Genomic DNA, 17,834 nt, shown 5'->3' on the forward strand with positions numbered 1-17,834 from the left:
CCGGTAATTCCGACTCCATGCCAACCTATATCCATGCATTTGGCAATTCCTCCTGCGTTTACATCGATCCCACCCCTTTCAAGATAACCCATTCTCTTATCCTTTCAAAGAACCGATCAGCACACCCTGGACAAAGTGCTTCTGTACGAATGGATAAATGATGAATACGGGAAGATTTGCAATCATAATCAAGGCATATTTCATCAAATCAGCGAGCTGCTTCTGTTGAATCAAATCCGATGTGTTTGGATTGGCGGCACTCGCATTCAGTATGAGAATGTTGCGCAGTACTAGCTGCAGCGGATACAACTGCTGGCTCTTCAAATAGATCAGCGCGTCAAAGTAGGCATTCCATTGCCCCACTGCACTAAACAAACACATTACTACCAGAATCGGCTTGGATAACGGCAAGACAACGCTCCACAAGAAACGCAAATCGCTGCAGCCGTCCATTTCGCTCGCATCCGCTAATTCATCGGGAATAGACGTTTGGAAGAATGTCTTGGCAATAATGACCGACCAAACTCCAATGGCCCCAGGGATCAAGATCGCCCAACGGGTATCAATCATGCCAAGAGATTTAACCACCATGTAAGTCGGAATCAATCCGCCGCCAAAAAACATTGTGAATGTGATGAACATCATCAACGCATTGCGTCCCCAAAAGGTTTTGCGCGATAACGGAAATGCAAATATAACCGTCAATGTCACGCTGATCAGGGTAGAGCAGATCGTATAAATCAATGAATTGCCGTATCCCCAGATAATTTGCTTGTTTTGCAACACGACTTTATATCCAAGGAAGGTTATATCCACCGGCCAAAGCCATACTTTGCCGGAAGCAACGGCAAGTGGATCGCTGATGGAGGAACTCGCGATATAAATAAGCGGATAAAGGACGATAATCAACACAAAAGATAATATAATGTATATACAGGTTAGAAACACTCGGTCACCCAGCGATTCGCGAATCCGGGGCTTAACTGAAATCATGGAACCACCTCTTCCTGGTTTGTTTACCACAAGCTTGTGCTTGATATTCGTTTGGCAAGCGCGTTTACAGCCAAAAGCAGAGCCACATTGATCATGGAGTTAAACAGTCCGACTGCCGTTGCAAAGCTGAAATTGGCGTTCAACAGCCCAATCTTGTAAACATAAGTGGCAATGACTTCCGAAGTAGCGAAATTCAACGGATTTTGAAGCAAGTAAACTTTTTCAAACCCCACCGACATGATGCCACCGATATTGAGAATAAGGATGATAATAGCAGTGGGCATAATCCCGGGAACATCAATATGAACGATTCGCTGGAAGCGGGTAGCGCCGTCAACTCTCGCTGCTTCATAAAGAGACGGATCAATTCCTGCCAATGCCGCAAAATAAATAACTGCAGCATAACCTGTATTTTGCCAAGCGCCAGCCCATACATAAACGGACCGAAAAAGCCCTGGGTCTCCCAGAAAATCAATTTCATGAAAGCCAAAAGACTTTAGGAACAGATTAATAATTCCTAGTCGCGGGTTCAGCATCAGGATCGTAATCGAGATCATAACCACCGACGAAATGAAATACGGCGCGTACGTCACCATCTGTACCGTTCTTTTAAAAAATTTGCTTTTAACCTCGTTCAAGCAGAGAGCCAGCACAATCGGCAGCGGGAAATCTACCACTAATTGGTACACACTGAGATACAACGTATTTTTGATCAGCGTTCCGAATTGCGGATTTTCAAAAAACAACTGAAAGTACTTAAATCCTACCCATGGACTCCCCCAAATTCCCTTGATAACGTTATAATCCTTGAATGCGAGTACAACATTCGACATTGGGATATATTTGAAAAGCACAAAGTGAACGACACACGGTATGATGAGCAGATACAGCTGCCAGTGCCTACGCAAGCTTTTCTTTGCGACACCCCAGCGCTTGGCCGAAATGCTTGGCGACCTCGTTTGCGGTCCCGTTGATGTAATTGTTTCCAAACTTACCACTCCCCCAATTCGTCAATCATTAAGTTATTTGTTGTATGCGACAAAACCATTCGACCGCAATTTTTGCAACCGCTTTCGCTACACCTGAATCATAGCTACGATCCGTTTCTTGTGTAAAGGAACAATATCATGCTTCCCCGTACAATAAGCGCTATCCCAATCAATTCGAAACAAAAGGGGACAATTCCGGTTTCACCGTACAATTCCTGAGGAACAATAAAGTCCCCCAAATACAAAAACCGACTTGATTGACAAGTCGGCGCAAACATCGTCTATTCAGTTGAAGTTCGGAAATGGCTCGGCGATGTACCGGAGACGCGCTTGAACGCGCGCCGAAACGAATGGGCGCTGTTATATCCGACCCGCTCCGCTATCTCTTCGATCGTCAGCTCGGTCTGAATCAATAATTCGGTAGCCTTCCGTATCCGGATTTGTTCAAGCCGGTCAGCAATCGTCTCTCCCGTGTGTTCTTTAAACAGCTGTGTAATGTATTTCTCCGGTCGGCCTATCTGTTTGGCAATCTTATACACAGTCAGATCTGACTCCCCGTACATCGATTCCAGGAGCTTCAGAATATAGGAAACGGTCTCTTTGTACGTATCCGAACGCCTCTGGGCGATTATGCCGCAGAACGCTTCCATAGCCGCTTCCATATTTCCCCGAACCGTTAGAGGGCTGTCCGATATTTGGATATCTGCGAATAGCTTTCTCACGGCTTCCAGCTCGCTTGCATCCCGGAATAAATGGAATTCGAGCAGTTTGAGCAGGGTCCCCTTCAATTCGTTAAACAACTCCTGCACCCTATCCGCCGAAAGCTCTCTCTCGGTAAAGTTCCGTTCAAAAATATTCTCCATGATTCGCTGAACTTCGTGCCACTCCCCCGCTTTCATTGCATTGAGCAACCGGAGCTCTAGATCAATGGGGTAATAGTAGGTCGTCGTTTCTTTCTCCATATGCTCGTACCAGAAGGTTCGGGAATCCACTTTGAACGACGCGTAATCCATCGCTTGCTTGGCTTCCTCGTAAGAACGGCTGATTTCGGATAAACGATGAAAAGGCGCCCCCATACAGATCGTAATAGAGAGCTGATAATCGGCTTCAAGCTGCCGGTGAAGCAGCCTGATCTGTTCCTCAACCTGCTCGCTGGAAGATCGAACGGGTTCCTCCGGAAACGTCAACAAAAACGCAATCTTGTCGGATTCCCAATCGGTAATTTGACACATCGAATGAACGGTTTCTTGCATCACATGTTTGATAATCAATCGCGCAGCGTTCATTTCCCGGAAAATATCCGGGCTCACCATCTCTCCATAGCCGTTGATCAGAATCATGCCGACGAATCCATGCGGACCGTAGATCTCCATGCCGGTCTGTGCCATGGCGTTCTCCATCTCGCTAGGCGAGCTCAGCTCGCCTCGGATAATCCGTTTCAATAAGGCATCCTTGAGAAGCGGGAGCTGGCTCGTCAGTTCCTCCTCGAGCCGCTTGCTATTGCTAATAAGCATCGAGATGTTGCCATGCAGGAAATCGAAATCGTTATTGCCCTTACTATATTCCAGTCCGAGTTGTTCCCGGATCGCTCCGGCCAGCCGATGGATCGGCATGCTGTTTCGATGGGCAAGCAGCAAAGAAATCAATATTCCAGCAACGAAAGCAGCCGCTGTAACCGACCATGTAATGTTCCGGATGGTGTTAGCCTTATCGAAAAGAGTCTGCTTCGGTATTTGCGCAGCGTACAGCCAGCCGTTGGTTTCGGATCGGGTCGTAATCAATAGCGACCCATCATCGAGGAAACGGTGCGATGCCCCTGATGTCATACTCGTATCAAGGTTCAAGCGATGGATCTGAGCGTCGTCAATACCGATCTGAGTCAATGTATTTCCGTTACGATCCGTAATGAATGCCCATCCGCCGAACTGCTTCGTGATGCTGTCCAGCAATCCGATGATCTTGCGTTCGTCAATAGTCACGACCACAGACCCTAGAGGAGAATCCACGCTGTTTAGCGGAAGAGACTGCACGAATTTAATGACAAAGGATTGATTCTGGTTGCTGGATGTATACGAACGGCGAGGAATAACCGTACTTTGTTGCTTCGTATGGAGAGTTTCCAGCCACTGCTCATAGGATTGACCCGTATCATGATTCAACTCGTAGAAATCCTCCGGACGATAAAATATGGATGCCGGGCTCAGTATGACATGAGATTTTTTTAAATAAATGAAATAATTTTGCAGATAATCATTTGATTTACCATAACTGGAGAAATCGACCCAGGTTTTCCAAAGCGAATAATTCGCGTTGGCGTCGGTTTGAACGGTTTGGGTAAGTAAGCCGGTTATTTCATGGTGGAGGGCCAGTTCCTTTGTAAAGCCGTCGACCTCCGCGATCCGCCGCTCCAGAATCGACTTTGTTTGACCTAACAAAATGAGACTCGATTCAATCGAGCTCGTTTCTGTTTGCTTGATGGAAGTGCGATACGAAATATACCCAGAAATATTAGGAATGAGCAAGATGAAGATATACGATAACAAGAATTTACGGAAAGATTTGGTCATTGTAAAGTTCAATACTTTCGCCCCTCTATGATAGCGTTTTCTATACTCTGCATTATAACAATGATTTCATATACCAAGACAAACTTATATTTGATGCTAGTAAACTTTGTGATAATCGTTTTCATCCTTTCCTTCTTTACGAAAACGCTTACTTAAAATGAAGTCTACCAGAGAAAACGTAAAAATCAAGACTGCGGATCATATTGTCCCCTAAGGCCTACAGACTGAAACATAAGCAAATAGAGCAAGGCTTGTTCGCCTTGCTCCGTATCTATTAGGATCCCGATGCCGATGCCGATCCTAATCCATTTCCGGACAGTTCATATCCAATCATTAGTTTAAAGGGAAAACTTCACCCAAAGAGAAGAACATAAGGTGAAGTCTACCAAAGACATACTGAATACCAAGTTGAAATTTTCGGTATTGTTAAGTACGAGCTTGTGTTAAGCTTGTTGAACACAAATAATGAAATTAAAGGGCCGTTTGAGATCTTCTTACGAAACAAAACAACATAAAGAATCTGCAAATGGGGGGATTGGCCGAGTGGAGCTCCCAAAAGTTAATGTCGACAATATGAACGTCAAGATTTCGTTAGGCGGTTTATTATTAAACGTTTTGTATATCAGATTCGGGGTCTTTTATCAATCCTTTCTCGAACACAGTCACAGCATGAAAAGCTACGAACTGCATTATATTCCTCAGGGACAGGGAATCTTGGTAGCAAACGGCCGCAATTATCCGATACATCCTGGCACTCTTTATATGACTGGCCCGGATATTATGCACGAGCAAATTACGGTCCTCGCCGACCCTATGGCGGAATACTGCATATGCTTTGAAGTGTTGTCTAATAACATTAACGATGATCCGGATCTTTCCTTCATTGCAGACCAATTCGTTCAAACAACTTTTTGGTTCGGTCAGGACAAGCAGAATTTGTTGTCATTGTTCGAGCAACTCTCCTATGAAACGACCAACCAGTATATCGGCTACTACCTGACGGTTCAACATATTATCGAGCAGATCGTCATCAAGCTGGTCAGAAACTACACAAACAATGTTCCGACCTCCTCTGCTATGCCGCATAAAACCTTAGACGACGAGAGAGTCGTTATCATTGAAAATAGTTTTTTATACAACTCTGATGATTTAACTATACAGAAGCTCGCTCAAAAACTAAGACTAAGTGTCAGACAGACGGAGAGAACCATTCAACAGTATTATGGCCTATCGTTTACGCAAAAAAAGACCCAAGCAAGAATGACGGCTGCCGTTCACCTTCTTACTACAACCTCAATGACCATTAGTGAAATAGCGCGACATGTCGGTTTTTCTTCATTGGAACATTTTTGTACCACCTTTAAGAAATACTACAAGGTCCCGGCAGGTGAATTTCGCTCCTTGCGCATGTACAACTCGAACATCTCATCTATCGGACAAAATAAAAACAACTGAAACGTCTATACCGGAATTCAGCGCTAAGCGAATATATTTACCAAATTCATCGTCAAGCGCCTTTACTTCTTGGGAGTTAACCATTGCTTTTGTCCAAGGAATACCTGATTTTACGATTACTTCCTGATGATCCGCATTCGACTGTAAGGTAACACATACCATGCCGGACGATATATCCCATGACAACTCTTTAACCTCCACACGGGTTCTTGCCATGAGTCCATGAATGGAGCCCGAAGTCCATTCGGAGGGCAGTGCCGGAAGAACCTCGATCTCACCGGTATTCGAAAAGAGCAATGCTTCATTCACGGCACTCACAGTACCGAACAATGTATCCGTGCAGTAGGAGGCGCATCTTCTGTTTGTATCATGGTCGGTCATTAAGGAGGTGTAATATCCGGATTCCGTCATCATCGGCAGAAGGGAAGAAACGACCCCGTCCCCATTTTTCAGCCTTGCGTAAACCAGCGCCTTGTGCATCCAGCCGTGCCCGGCTGTCGCGTCCAATGTATTGTATTGATCTCTGTTCGCAATCGCGATATTTGCAGCTTTTGTCAACTCCATATTGTTCTGCGTTTCATAGGCAGGCCATGCCGGGTAGAGATGGCTCAGATGGCGGTGGTTGTTGTTTTCGGTATATTTACTCATCGCCCATTCGCGTAAAGCGCCGTCGTTGTCAACCTTGTAATCCGGCAGCAGTTCCAGCAAATCTACCCATTTGGCGATTGCGGCTTCATATCCGTCGCGCTTTACCGCATTTTCCATGGCGATGACCATATGCAGACCATCCCGCGCTGCGGCAATATCCATCGTAGCATTTGCCGTAATCGTACTGTTGTAACCGATCGGGTTGTTTTCAGGCGAATAGGTTGGAATAATCATATATTTCTCGCCCGGCTGCAGCGCTGCTTTGCCTTCCTCATGGCATGCATTGCCGTTAATATCCGTAAAGTATTCCGGGGTACATATTTGTTCCCAGAAATTAGCCTGCTTTGTAAGCAGCGGAAGCAAAACATCCTTTTCCAAATCCAGATATCCCTTGTCGATCAATTGTCCGAATTCTTCATCCGTCAGTCCCCCATCCTTTACGCTGAGAATCGGTTTCAGCTCATGGATCCTCATGTTGTCGTTGATCGGAATCTGCCCATTGCCGTAACACTGCCAATACTCGAAGATCGGGAGCAGACACCAGCTCGCTCCGGCATTCCAATATTGAAACGGAAAGTCATTGTCGTATTCCACATGCATTGCGCGGTCGATGTCCGAGTTTACCGACACCTGCAGCGCATCATGCATGCCATAAGACATTCTTGCGTTGTATTCGAAGTCGGGCGTATTTCTCAAGAAGAATGTGATGTACCCAAGCTGCGCTTGTGTGAAATGGCCTGTGTTCATCGGAGAAACCTGTAAATTCACATTGGCGTCAAGCGTATAGATACTTCGCCAGCCAGGATTCCACTCTCCGGTCCACATCCCATACAAGCGCGGAGCGCTTGAACCGCTGCAGCAGATCAAAGCATAACGTCCTTGGTTGTACACCTGCTCCATGAAAGCATGATTGATTCTAGTTTTTGATGCCTTTTGCGCGTTGATTAGCGTTACGTTGTCAGCGCTCTTGTCATCCTCGTCGCCTGTAAGAGTAAATTGTACAGCGTTAAATTCTGCGGAATGCTTTAGGGCGTGAGGCGTGAGGGCAGCCTGATAATCGAATTTACCATAGGCATCTTTATATTTTTCAGCGACCGCATTCGTGTTCTGAAATAAATTGTCTACGATAGCGTATTGCGTCATTCCGGCAAAATCTTCGATTTCGCCCATATCAAATGTCCTGTTCGATTGCGTAATTAAATATACGGCGTCGGCGTCGATCACTTGGATCGCAGGATTCTGTTCCGTTCCTACATTCATCGGTTCATTCGTGTCAGCGAGCAGTACTCTCTTCTTGGTTCCATTAACAACAATAATCTGCGTCAGACCTGCATATCCACCATTGCTCAGCTCGCTGTCCTGGTAGGATGGGTAATGCGCAACCTGCGCGATATATGCCGCACTCGGATCTACCAGCTTTTTGTATTGGAGCGCCGATAGGTCGTGCGCCCTGGACATGCCCGAAATGTCATCCATGGAGATGATCATATTGATCTTTGCGCCGGCGGATGATTGTACGATCTTCGAAATCGAAACATTGTCTTCTCTGGACGTAAATGAAGTACGGATCCACTCGCCATTCTCATCAGTGTATCGAACTCCGGTTTCCGCCGTTTCATAATTCGTCCATCTTTCATAATCGGACACGTTTCCCTTATCAGTGACGTTTACTCTAAGCTGATGTCCCGGATGGAAGGCGTAAAAAAAGGTTCTTTCTCTCGTTGTGCCGTCCGGGAACGTAATCTTCCATTGATCGTTTTGGATAAATACATTCCATCTCGCATCGGCAAGCTGCCCCGTTAATTCTTCAGGAATCACTCTTGGATCCTGGGACGGATAGTTGAACCACATATATTGAAAAATAAAGCTGTCCGTATACGGCGATCCTGACGTTATATACCCATTTTCGCCATTTCCACTAATCATGCCTTCCCGCCACGCCAATCCGGGATTTGTTGTTGCCACCTCTTTATAGGTGTTAGCGTAATTGCCTTTTTCGTACATTCGTGTAATTTCCGATATTTTAGTCATGCTATTCCCCCTGATCTGCTCGTTATGGTATTTATTATATCTGGCAGGGGAAGGTTCATGAATCGTTCAGAGCGACGTAAAAGAAAGCAAATATGTCGCAATTTAGCAGACAGTGGGGCGGCGCCACACGTTCTCCTTTAATTTATGAGGAAGAACGCCGACATCAGCTACTTAGGTTACCAGAGCAAGCACTCTATAAGATGGGAGGAGATCTTTCCTTCATACGTGAAGCAGTTAAGGATAAATTGTCGAATTTCTTGAGGTTGTGGACACGCACAAAGCCCCCATCCTGCTGAAGCAGAATCGGAGGCTTGATTTGCTGAATACCTAGACCCAGCTTAGCTTTGCATGGGACATGCTCTTCTTATAATACGTTATTACCCACCTTTGTAAATCGAAAAAAGTCAAAGTCAGCATGCCCGCCAGCATGCTTGGAAGCATAGTTAAACAACCCGATCCGGTAGCCCATAAAATGGTCCAGCGTATACTTCATCGTTAGCGAGCTTCCGATTTGTTTCCATTCTTCACCGTTTGCTGAATAGTAAAAGCTTGCAATATCAACGCTATTTTCAAAATTGAAATGAACTTTCAAATAAATCAGGCTATCCTCGTATTGAAGTCGTTCAACCGTTTCTTCGCTGCCACCTCCCCCATTGACACACATCGCAACATAGCGGTTGCCGTTCGCTGCAACTTGAATGCCGACAGTTCCGAAATGATTTTGCAATGCAACCAAACCTGCGTGATCACCCGACTTCATCTGAGATACATCCATCACCGTAATTCCGATACATACAGGGCCTTCCGTCCGTTGCGTCAATGTATTGCGTGCGAATAAGACACTGCTGGTAACATTCCCCGTCACTAATCGCAACCAGCCTTGGCGCGCGGTCACAGACCAAATCCGGTTATCCGGATTATGATTCCACTGCCAACTCAATGCCAATTTATTTTCGTCATACTCGAACTCATCGCTTATCACCAAAGGGGCGGGAGCCGAACTTGGCAATTGCGCTTTGAATGCCAATCGCGCTTTTCCATCCAACCCGATGACCGGCCAATCGTCCACCCAAGAAACTGGAAGCACAATGGGAATTCTCCCCACAGCATCATGATCTTGAAATAATACGGCATACCACTCATTTGCTGGCGTGTCGATAATGCCTCCTTGAGCGATACCGTTATTACGGTAGCCCATGTCGTCATCGAGAATTACTTTATGTTCGTAAGGACCCAGCAGCTCCCTTGAACGATAACAAAGTTGTCTGCGACGGCGGTTTCCGGTATTGGGCCATTCAATGAAGAACAAATAATAAAAACCGTTCAGCTTATACGCATGGCATCCCTCGCATCGCAGCATGATACCGTCACGCTCCGTCTCGAAGAGCCGTTGATGGACGCCGCCAGATTGTACGGTCATCACATCAGACGTCAACTCTGTAATGTGAATAATCCCGTTGCCGTGAATGACGTAAACGCGGCCTTCGTCAAACAGCAGACTCGGATCATGATGAATTCCTGCAATTACAGAGCGTTCCCATCTCCCGTTCTCGATATCCGCCGTCCTGTAAATGTATAACTGGTTCATATCATTACTTGAGAAGCACACATAAAACATGTCATTATGATGACGCAAACTTACGGCCCATGATCCTTTGCCATAAATGCCTCTCCCGTCCAGCAAATTGTGCGCATCGTTATTCTCTAAGGTCTCGTAAACGTAGTTCACGATTCTCCAATCCATCAAATTCTCAGACCTCATAATCGGGCATCCGGGCATCGAATGCATGCTTGTGCTAACCATATAGTAGGCCGTCCCTACTCTAATAACACAAGGGTCAGGAATATCCGCCCAGATGATCGGATTCGTTATCGTCACATTCCCCATCGCTATCTCTCCTTATACTCAAAAACACTTGATACCAATGTTCTTATTTCCTTACAATCTCACGATATTCTACAGGAGTCACGCCGATAGATTTTTTGAAAAATCGAGTAAAAGAGTGCGGGGTTTCATACCCTACCTGCGCACCCACTTCCGCAATCTTCAGCTCGTCTTTCTTGAGCAAATTTAGGACTCTGCGATCTGTTTCAAAAACCCGAAACTATCTTGCCAAGACGAATGCCTATCTCTTTGCATAAGCCCGGTTGTTCCAACTTTTTCGTGCAGCTCCCAACGGTTAATGTAAGATAAGAAGAAGAGCGTAATCGTATAATACAGCTCCAAGGCAAAAGGTCCCCCATTTCCGCGTTCATCGAAAGCCGTTTCCGTCAGTTCGTTGAACAGATGGAGAAATCCCTCTCTATTTCCACCTTCAAGATGAATCGCCAAATACTCCGCCTTTTCTCTCAGCGTCCTTGTGTTGGCCGCGGTTTCAATCGTTTCAAAGATTGCACTGCCAAACGGAGCTCGCCCGTTCGTGATGCTCTGCTAACCTCATTAAAGTGTTTTCCTCACAACATGGGACCTTACAGGATCATCACAATTTCTGAATATCAATTGACTAAAATTGTAGGCACCGTTATTCCAAACATGGAAATCATGCAAACCATCCTTAATGCGAATTTGATAAAAATGATTAAGATGATTCCCCGATTGATGTATAAGCCCATCTATAGATTTTATAAAGCTGCCATTTGCTACTCCGTCTGCATCGCCGCAGGTGGTATATAGCAAATGAAGATTATGGACGCATGATGTGAGACTGACTCCCAGAGTTTCGCCAACACTCGATGTAGGAGCGTTTGAAAAAGCTCCGACATAAGCGAACAAATCTAACATGCCTGGCGCAAGCACAGTCTTATCCAGCCCGTTGTTCCAGGGACTCTCTGTGCCAGTGATTCGCGTCGAGTCATGACGGTAACCGCCGAGGATCAGATTCAAGGCTTGCATTCCCCCCATCGAAAGCCCGGCGATCGCTCTGCGCGTGCGGTTATATATGATTCCCTCATGTGAAGTGACTGTTATATCTGCGTAGGTTTTGTAGTTTGATTCTATAAATGGAATCAGATCGTATCTCAACTCATAATCGAAGTAATAGAATCCCAGCATATTGGTTCCTTCGGAATTGAAGGAGCTATCCGTCCAGTCGTACGCGCTTCTTCCGTTGGGAAATACGACGATCAGCGGATCGATATCACCGTTTACAATAAGATTGTCAAATATATTGCAAATTATATATCGTCCATCAACCTTACCGTTACTACTTAACCATTCGTATTGATCCCCACCTACTCCATGAAGCAAATACAATACATTATATCTAACACTAGTGTCGTTTGGGTCATAACCCGCAGGCAAGTAGACGTTGCATTTCTTCAATATGGCATCTCCCGCAACGGTTTCTCTTCCTGCTTCACTGATCTCGATGTTCCGATCCGTTACAAGCTGTCGAGAAAAATGAATATAGTTGCCTACCTTATAGGAAACCTCCTGAACCGTACCTTGAAGCTCTTCATTAACTGACATAAGATATTTGGAAGGCACTGCCGTCACATTCATGCTTTTCATGGATCATTATTGTCCCTTCGGATATATATTTTTTCCACATCCAAAGCTGCCGCACATGAAATCCACGTGCGGACAGCCTTCTTTCTATTCCTTGCTGGCGTTATTGCACCTGTTGAGCATCCAAAATCCTAATGATGATAACCGCAGCTTCTGCGCGGGTGCTGAAAGCCTTCGGCTTCAGCGTACCGTCTTCGTAGCCGTTCAGATCACCCTTGGCTGTCAAAGCCGCAAGCAGTCCTTGGGCCCAGGCAGAGACGTCGCCGCTGTCCTTATAGTCCAAACCGCTGTTGGCAGATGCCAAATGTGCTGCACGAGCCAGGATTACGGCCATTTGTTCCCGGGTGATGTTGTCATCTGGGCCGAAGGTTCCGTCCTCATAGCCGACTGCAATCCCTAGTGCGGATGCTATTGCAATTGCATCCTTCGCCCAGTGGCTGCCGGTATCGGCGAACCCAGCTCCGCCTGTTGCCGTTAGGTGGAAAGCTCTGACGATCATGGATACGAACTCGGCTCTTGTTACAGCTGCTTCTGGTCGGAAAGAACCATCTTGGTAGCCGTCGATCACACCGGCCTTCACAAGTGCTTGGATCCCTGCTTCGGCCCAGTGTCCTTTAATATCGGTCAAGGCCGGAACCTCGACAGATGCAGACTTTTCTGCCGCCAATACTGCAAACTTGGTGAAGTGCGTCACACTGCCGGAAACGCTGCCTTTCTCCCGGTCGACCTTAATGTCGTCCAGTTTGACCCACTTGCCGGTTTCTTCATTGTACCAGTACAGTGCCAGCTCATGCTCATCATCCAACACGCTAGTGTTGAACGGAAGGGTGATCGTGACTGGTTTCTGGAACGGTCCTGCTACGTCCTTGGTAATCTCGTACACATCTCCGGCTAGCTTCAAATTCGGGTCGGTATTCAGCTTTGAGGGATCGCTGAGCTTTTTGACGACCACGATAATGTCTTTGCCACTTGCTCCAGCCGGCAAATCAATCATCGCTCCATTTTGTTCGACCTTGCCGCCCTTTTGGTCGTCCACTTTAAAGAATTCGTCCGGTGTGGGGGTCGAGGTAGAACCGGTCTGGGACGGTGCAGGCTTCGGCTCAAACGTCAGAACGCCGAATCTCGTGGTGTTCTGATAGGTTTGACCAGTCGGGTCGTTCCAAGTAAAGACGCTGTCCCGGCTTCCACTGTCCTGAGCATTGTTGACTTGGAAGTCAAATCCGATCATAGTTCCGGCTTTAGGAATGATCGTATCCAGCGCGATAGCCGCTTCTATGACGTAACCTCCATCAATTAATTTGGTGGCTGATGTAAAGTTATTTTGTTTTGCATGGCCGCCGACAGTCTTTACGTTCTTGAAGTTGATCCGGTATTGACCGTCGTCATCTTGGTAGTTTTCCGTTTTTCCGTTGTTCTGGTCAACGAAAATTTCCACCGAATCCTGCTCCCATGCATTGACGTTGGCATCGTTCAATACGCTGTCCTTCACAACGGCATAGACATAAATGTTATGCTCATCCCACATCGAACGGAATTGAGCTTTAGCGATTGCGTTGTTATGTTGTTCTACCATGACGTCCGTGGAATAAACCCGTGCGTTCGCCCACGTGCTGTCCAGTTCACCGTCGATGGTGGGGGTTCCGTAAACAGCTTTTCCCGCCTTGGTAGCATCGATATAAGTCAAGACCCCGTAACCTGCTGTATCGCTGTCCTGGACGTTCCGAGGATCGCTCCAGGAAACGATGACGCCGTTGCTGCCATGCTCCGTACCGTCATTAGTTCCCATGTCGGTCACTCTTACGTCAAACTTCACTTGCTTGCCTAAGGTGCCTGCCATTGGGATCGATGCTTGCAGTACATAACCCTCGGTGGTTTCCGTAATATGAGCATCATTTCGTGCGAATGTATACTTCTGGATTCCATTGTTATCTACGAAGAGATCGATTTTATCCGTTGCGGTTTTGGTACTGTCTTTGACCGCTACACGGGCATATAGGTTATGATCATCCCACAACGTTTTCACTTGAGCCTGCAGCGTACCTGCTTGTTGGGTCTTGATTGTCGGAATTGTATTCCAAACCGAATCTGAAGCGTTTACAGATGTGCCTTGAGCTGTGAGTGCTGTTTCTGGAGTGATGGGAAGATGAGTAGGCGTTACCGTCTTTACTGCCTCGATCATTCCCCAATACGCGTATTTCGCTTGATGCTTTACATCAAACGGAAGTGGGGCATCTTTACGGATGATATTATTGAAGTTGTCCAGCCAGGTATGATCGTCTGCAATCCCCCATAGCGTAACATTGCTGATCCATCCGTCAGGATTATATGCTGGAGTGTTCGGGTCGGCATGTATGCCCTCGTTGTCCAGTCGAACCAGCTCTTGGAACAATTGTTTGTAGCGGTACCCTTGTTTAATAAGTATGTTCTCATCAAAGCTGGTTGTTGAGCTATCCGTATAAACGGAAACGTCAAGCTCTGTGATCTGATTGTCGAATCCGGCTTCTCCGAATTTCCGGATGGAATCGGAAATTTGTTCGATAGAGGGGCCGCCGATGCTGATGTGCGTTTGATGGCCTACACCGTCAATCGGAATTCCCTCTTTTCTCAGCTTCTTCGCCAAATTAAACAAGAAATCGCGTTTGACTGGATCCTGTGTACCGTAATCGTTGATATACAGCTTAGAGTTCGGGAACTCTTGCCTAGCAACTTTGAAGGCGGTACGAATGAAGTCCAGGCCGGTCAGATTATACCACTCACTCTTCCGCATGCCGTCTGGCTGTCCCGGATCAATGACTTCGTTTACAACATCGATGGCATTGATCGGTACTTCCATGTCAGTGAAGTGTCGCGCAACGGTTTGGATATAAGTCGTGAGACGCTCCAGCACCAGCTGTTTATTCTCCGGTGTTGCTGCAAGCGGCTGGCCATGGGCGTCCTTAAACATCCATTCCGCAGCCTGTGAATGCCAGGCAAGAGTATGCAACCGGAAATTCATATTGTGACCCTTGGCATACTGTGCAGTCTTGTCTGCTTCCGTCCAGTTCCATTGCCCTTCTGTCGGTTCCAGAGAGCCCGGCTTTGTGGCGTTCTCGGCGACGATGGAACTGTAATGATAATCCAGAAGTGTGTGGACATCGGAAGTAAGCTGGTCGCCAGCCACCGCAGCACCGATCTTGAAGTTGTCCGCATAGACGTCCTTCAAATGATCAATATCCGTTTGAATCGGCAGTGGTCCGGCTACTTGGCCCACATTGGACAAATCGAAATCGTCCATATAGAAGGATCTTGCATCGCTATACTGGTCGGCTACTTCCACGTATGCATTCAAAACAGTCGGAGTGCTTGTTAACGTGAACGTGCCGGTCAACTGCACCCATTGATCAGAAGTCACCGTCACGTTAGATGAAACATTAGCGTAAGAACTGTCACCGCTTTGTACAGAGAGCCGCAATACAGTGGGGGACTGACCCGAAGCCATTTTTACCCATGCGGACAAATTGTATTTGTTGCCCGCAGACATAGCCCCCAGGACGTTAAGCAAAGGTCCGTCATATTGCTTTGATACCGTGGTCAGTAAGCTTTTGGAGCCGCCTGTGGTGTGATTGTCAACCGACGATATGCCGATATTGCCGGATCCGTTCCTACGTACCCATTCCCCCTGGCCGTCTTCAAAAGTAGATTGGATCCCTTGGATCGCCGCCGGTTGATCAATCGACGTGACGTCCTTTAGCGACACTTCATCGATATAGAGATCCTCCGTTGTGGTGGAATTATTCGACTCAACCCATATTTTGAACCCCGTGGTATCGCTCGGGAGCTGGTATCCCTTTAGTTCAAAGAGGGTCCATTCTATGGAATTAACCGATTTATCCCCTACCAGCCAAGGATATTGGTTAGTCAGCGAGGCGGCGGCGACATTAGAAGCGATATGAAAGGTGTCGGTTCCTGCTCCGAGTTTAAGCTTCAGCGATAAATCGTACGTATGGCCGGGTTTCGTCAACGAAGTCAAATCCAAGAACGGGCTGCTGTTACTTGCAGCACGGTTCGTCATCGCCAAGGACTTGGATCCTTCGGAATAGGTTGCCGACGTTACGGCAACGGTTCCATCTCCCATCCAAGGCACCTTTACCCAGCCGCCTGTTTGGCTATCTTCAAAGCTTTGGGACAAAATCACCGATCCGCTGGCTGCTGCCTCCAAAGGCGCTAGCAGCTGGGGGGCGATCATCCCAAACAGCAGCACGATTGCCACCCATACATTCATTTTCTTTCTCACAAGCATCCTCCTCTTTCTTGCAATCGCTTACAATCTATTCCAATTTCATTTTACAACTTAGGTAATTGGCTTCACATAATCAAAATAAAGAATAATCCCCCCTCAATTATGTCGTAGAATGTATTAAACATTAGTCCTCTTACTAATAAAAAGAAATCGTCCCAAAAGGTCATAAATTGACCTGCGGGACGACCCCTTTGTCGATGACTTACTGCTCTGACTTGCCTAATTCCAACAGCAGGCTGACCGTCACAAGCTCATAGCCCTAGCCCTGGCCCCCGGAGCGGCGATGACGCTCCAGATCCAAAATTGCTTATCCAATTACACGCCAGAATGCTTGTTTAGGCTGAAATTCCCCATCAAACAGAAACGGCCAATTCTTTCGGCCGCGAACTGGGAAGTTGTCCAACCAGGTATAGTTGTCAGCCGCTCCCCAGAACGTTACCGACGTAATGACATCCCGATATTCCTTAAAAAGTCCGAAGATTTCCTCGTACCGCTGCAGCTGCAGCTCCACCATTTGCTCGGTGGGCACCGTCAGATCGGTCCGTCTGTCGTCAAAGTGGAACATGGAAAGATCCAACTCGGTGATGTGAAGCTCCAGATCGAGGGATGCGTAAAGCTCGATCGCTTGCCGGATTTCATCCAGGGAAGGACCATGGATGTTCCAATGTCCCTGCATGCCGATTCCGTGGATCGGAACCCCCTTCTCCTTCAAGGAACGGACGAGATTATAAATCTTATCCCGCTTGACCGGCTCTGTCTCGTTGTAGTCATTATAGAATAGAAGCGCATTCGGATCGGCTTCATGTGCTGCCTCGAAGGCATAGCGGATATAATCCTCACCGAGAATCTCCAGCCATTTAGTACTTCGCATCACCAGTTCCGCCTTATCTTCGATCGCCTCATTAACCACGTCCCACGCATAAACCCTCCCCTTGTAACGACTGGCTACCGTACGGATATGCTCCTGCATCCGTAAGAGAACCAGTTCTCTGCTGGCTGGACCGCCGGAAGGGCTTTCAAACACCCAATCTGAGGTTTGATTATGCCAGATCATCGTATGCCCCCGGACGGCAATCCCTTTTTGCAAAGCAAAATCCATTATTTCATCTGCCGCCTCAAACGTATACCGATCTTCCTCAGGATGGATCTCCTCGAACTTCATCTGATTCTCCGCAGTAATGCTGTTATAATGCCGGGCGATGAAATCCTCCTCGGATCGGATGGTCTTCGTGCTAACGGCGGCCCCGATTCTGAATATTCCGCTAAAAGCATCGTGCAAGTTCGGTACCTTGTTGTTCATGGATTGGCAAGCCTCCTCATCATATCCTGTTTAAACAGGCCATCTATGTTATATGATATAGAAT

Annotated in this window: 11 protein-coding genes; 1 reads left to right on the forward strand and 10 read right to left on the reverse strand. The window is 46.9% G+C overall.

The annotated features are described in order from the left end of the window. Positions 1-96: 96 nt before the first annotated feature. The 3 genes from AC58U0_RS15125 to AC58U0_RS15135 all read right to left on the reverse strand — a co-directional run bounded on the left by AC58U0_RS15125 (position 97) and on the right by AC58U0_RS15135 (position 4,561). Positions 97-993: a carbohydrate ABC transporter permease gene (locus AC58U0_RS15125; RefSeq protein ID WP_497379764.1), complete on the reverse strand. Its 897-nt coding sequence runs from the start codon at positions 991-993 to the stop codon at positions 97-99. Positions 994-1,016: 23 nt separating this feature from the next. Next, complete coding sequence (locus AC58U0_RS15130) at positions 1,017-1,871, reverse strand: ABC transporter permease (protein ID WP_497379928.1); 855 nt, start codon at positions 1,869-1,871, stop codon at positions 1,017-1,019. Positions 1,872-2,263: 392 nt separating this feature from the next. Further along, positions 2,264-4,561 carry a helix-turn-helix domain-containing protein gene (locus AC58U0_RS15135; protein ID WP_497379765.1) on the reverse strand — a complete coding sequence of 766 codons (2,298 nt, stop codon included), beginning with the start codon at positions 4,559-4,561 and terminating at the stop codon, positions 2,264-2,266. A gap of 531 nt (positions 4,562-5,092) precedes the next feature. Between AC58U0_RS15135 and AC58U0_RS15140 the strand changes: the two genes are divergently transcribed. Further along, entirely contained in the window at positions 5,093-6,004 is a 912-nt protein-coding gene (locus tag AC58U0_RS15140; RefSeq protein ID WP_497379766.1) for an AraC family transcriptional regulator, read from the forward strand. Here AC58U0_RS15140 and AC58U0_RS15145 read toward each other — a convergent pair. The 7 genes from AC58U0_RS15145 to AC58U0_RS15175 all read right to left on the reverse strand — a co-directional run bounded on the left by AC58U0_RS15145 (position 5,975) and on the right by AC58U0_RS15175 (position 17,770). Further along, positions 5,975-8,683: a glycosyl hydrolase family 95 catalytic domain-containing protein gene (locus tag AC58U0_RS15145; RefSeq protein ID WP_497379767.1), complete on the reverse strand. Its 2,709-nt coding sequence runs from the start codon at positions 8,681-8,683 to the stop codon at positions 5,975-5,977. The genes AC58U0_RS15140 and AC58U0_RS15145 overlap by 30 nt on opposite strands. A 364-nt stretch (positions 8,684-9,047) precedes the next feature. Next, on the reverse strand, positions 9,048-10,571 hold the full coding sequence (locus AC58U0_RS15150) for a glycoside hydrolase family 43 protein (protein ID WP_497379768.1): 1,524 nt from the start codon (positions 10,569-10,571) through the stop codon (positions 9,048-9,050). A 43-nt stretch (positions 10,572-10,614) separates the two neighbouring features. Further along, positions 10,615-10,752: a helix-turn-helix domain-containing protein gene (locus tag AC58U0_RS15155; protein ID WP_497379769.1), complete on the reverse strand. Its 138-nt coding sequence runs from the start codon at positions 10,750-10,752 to the stop codon at positions 10,615-10,617. 2 nt (positions 10,753-10,754) lie between these two features. Then, on the reverse strand, positions 10,755-11,015 hold the full coding sequence (locus AC58U0_RS15160) for a hypothetical protein (RefSeq protein WP_497379771.1): 261 nt from the start codon (positions 11,013-11,015) through the stop codon (positions 10,755-10,757). A 108-nt stretch (positions 11,016-11,123) separates the two neighbouring features. Further along, complete coding sequence (locus tag AC58U0_RS15165; protein ID WP_497379772.1) at positions 11,124-12,194, reverse strand: alpha/beta hydrolase; 1,071 nt, start codon at positions 12,192-12,194, stop codon at positions 11,124-11,126. Between the two features lie 100 nt (positions 12,195-12,294). Continuing rightward, positions 12,295-16,464, reverse strand: a complete 4,170-nt coding sequence (locus tag AC58U0_RS15170) for an endo-1,4-beta-xylanase (protein WP_497379773.1) — start codon at positions 16,462-16,464, stop codon at positions 12,295-12,297. Between the two features lie 313 nt (positions 16,465-16,777). After that, on the reverse strand, positions 16,778-17,770 hold the full coding sequence (locus tag AC58U0_RS15175) for an endo-1,4-beta-xylanase (RefSeq protein ID WP_497379774.1): 993 nt from the start codon (positions 17,768-17,770) through the stop codon (positions 16,778-16,780). Positions 17,771-17,834 lie beyond the last annotated feature (64 nt).

It is taken from the genome of Paenibacillus sp. J31P190 (assembly GCF_059692075.1).

Coding starts and splice junctions, on each gene's coding strand:
- AC58U0_RS15150 (WP_497379768.1), bottom strand. CDS start 10,571: ATGGGGAATGTGACGATAACGAATCCGATCATCTGGGCGGATATTCCT.
- AC58U0_RS15125 (WP_497379764.1), bottom strand. CDS start 993: ATGATTTCAGTTAAGCCCCGGATTCGCGAATCGCTGGGTGACCGAGTG.
- AC58U0_RS15145 (WP_497379767.1), bottom strand. CDS start 8,683: ATGACTAAAATATCGGAAATTACACGAATGTACGAAAAAGGCAATTAC.
- AC58U0_RS15165 (WP_497379772.1), bottom strand. CDS start 12,194: ATGAAAAGCATGAATGTGACGGCAGTGCCTTCCAAATATCTTATGTCA.
- AC58U0_RS15175 (WP_497379774.1), bottom strand. CDS start 17,770: ATGAACAACAAGGTACCGAACTTGCACGATGCTTTTAGCGGAATATTC.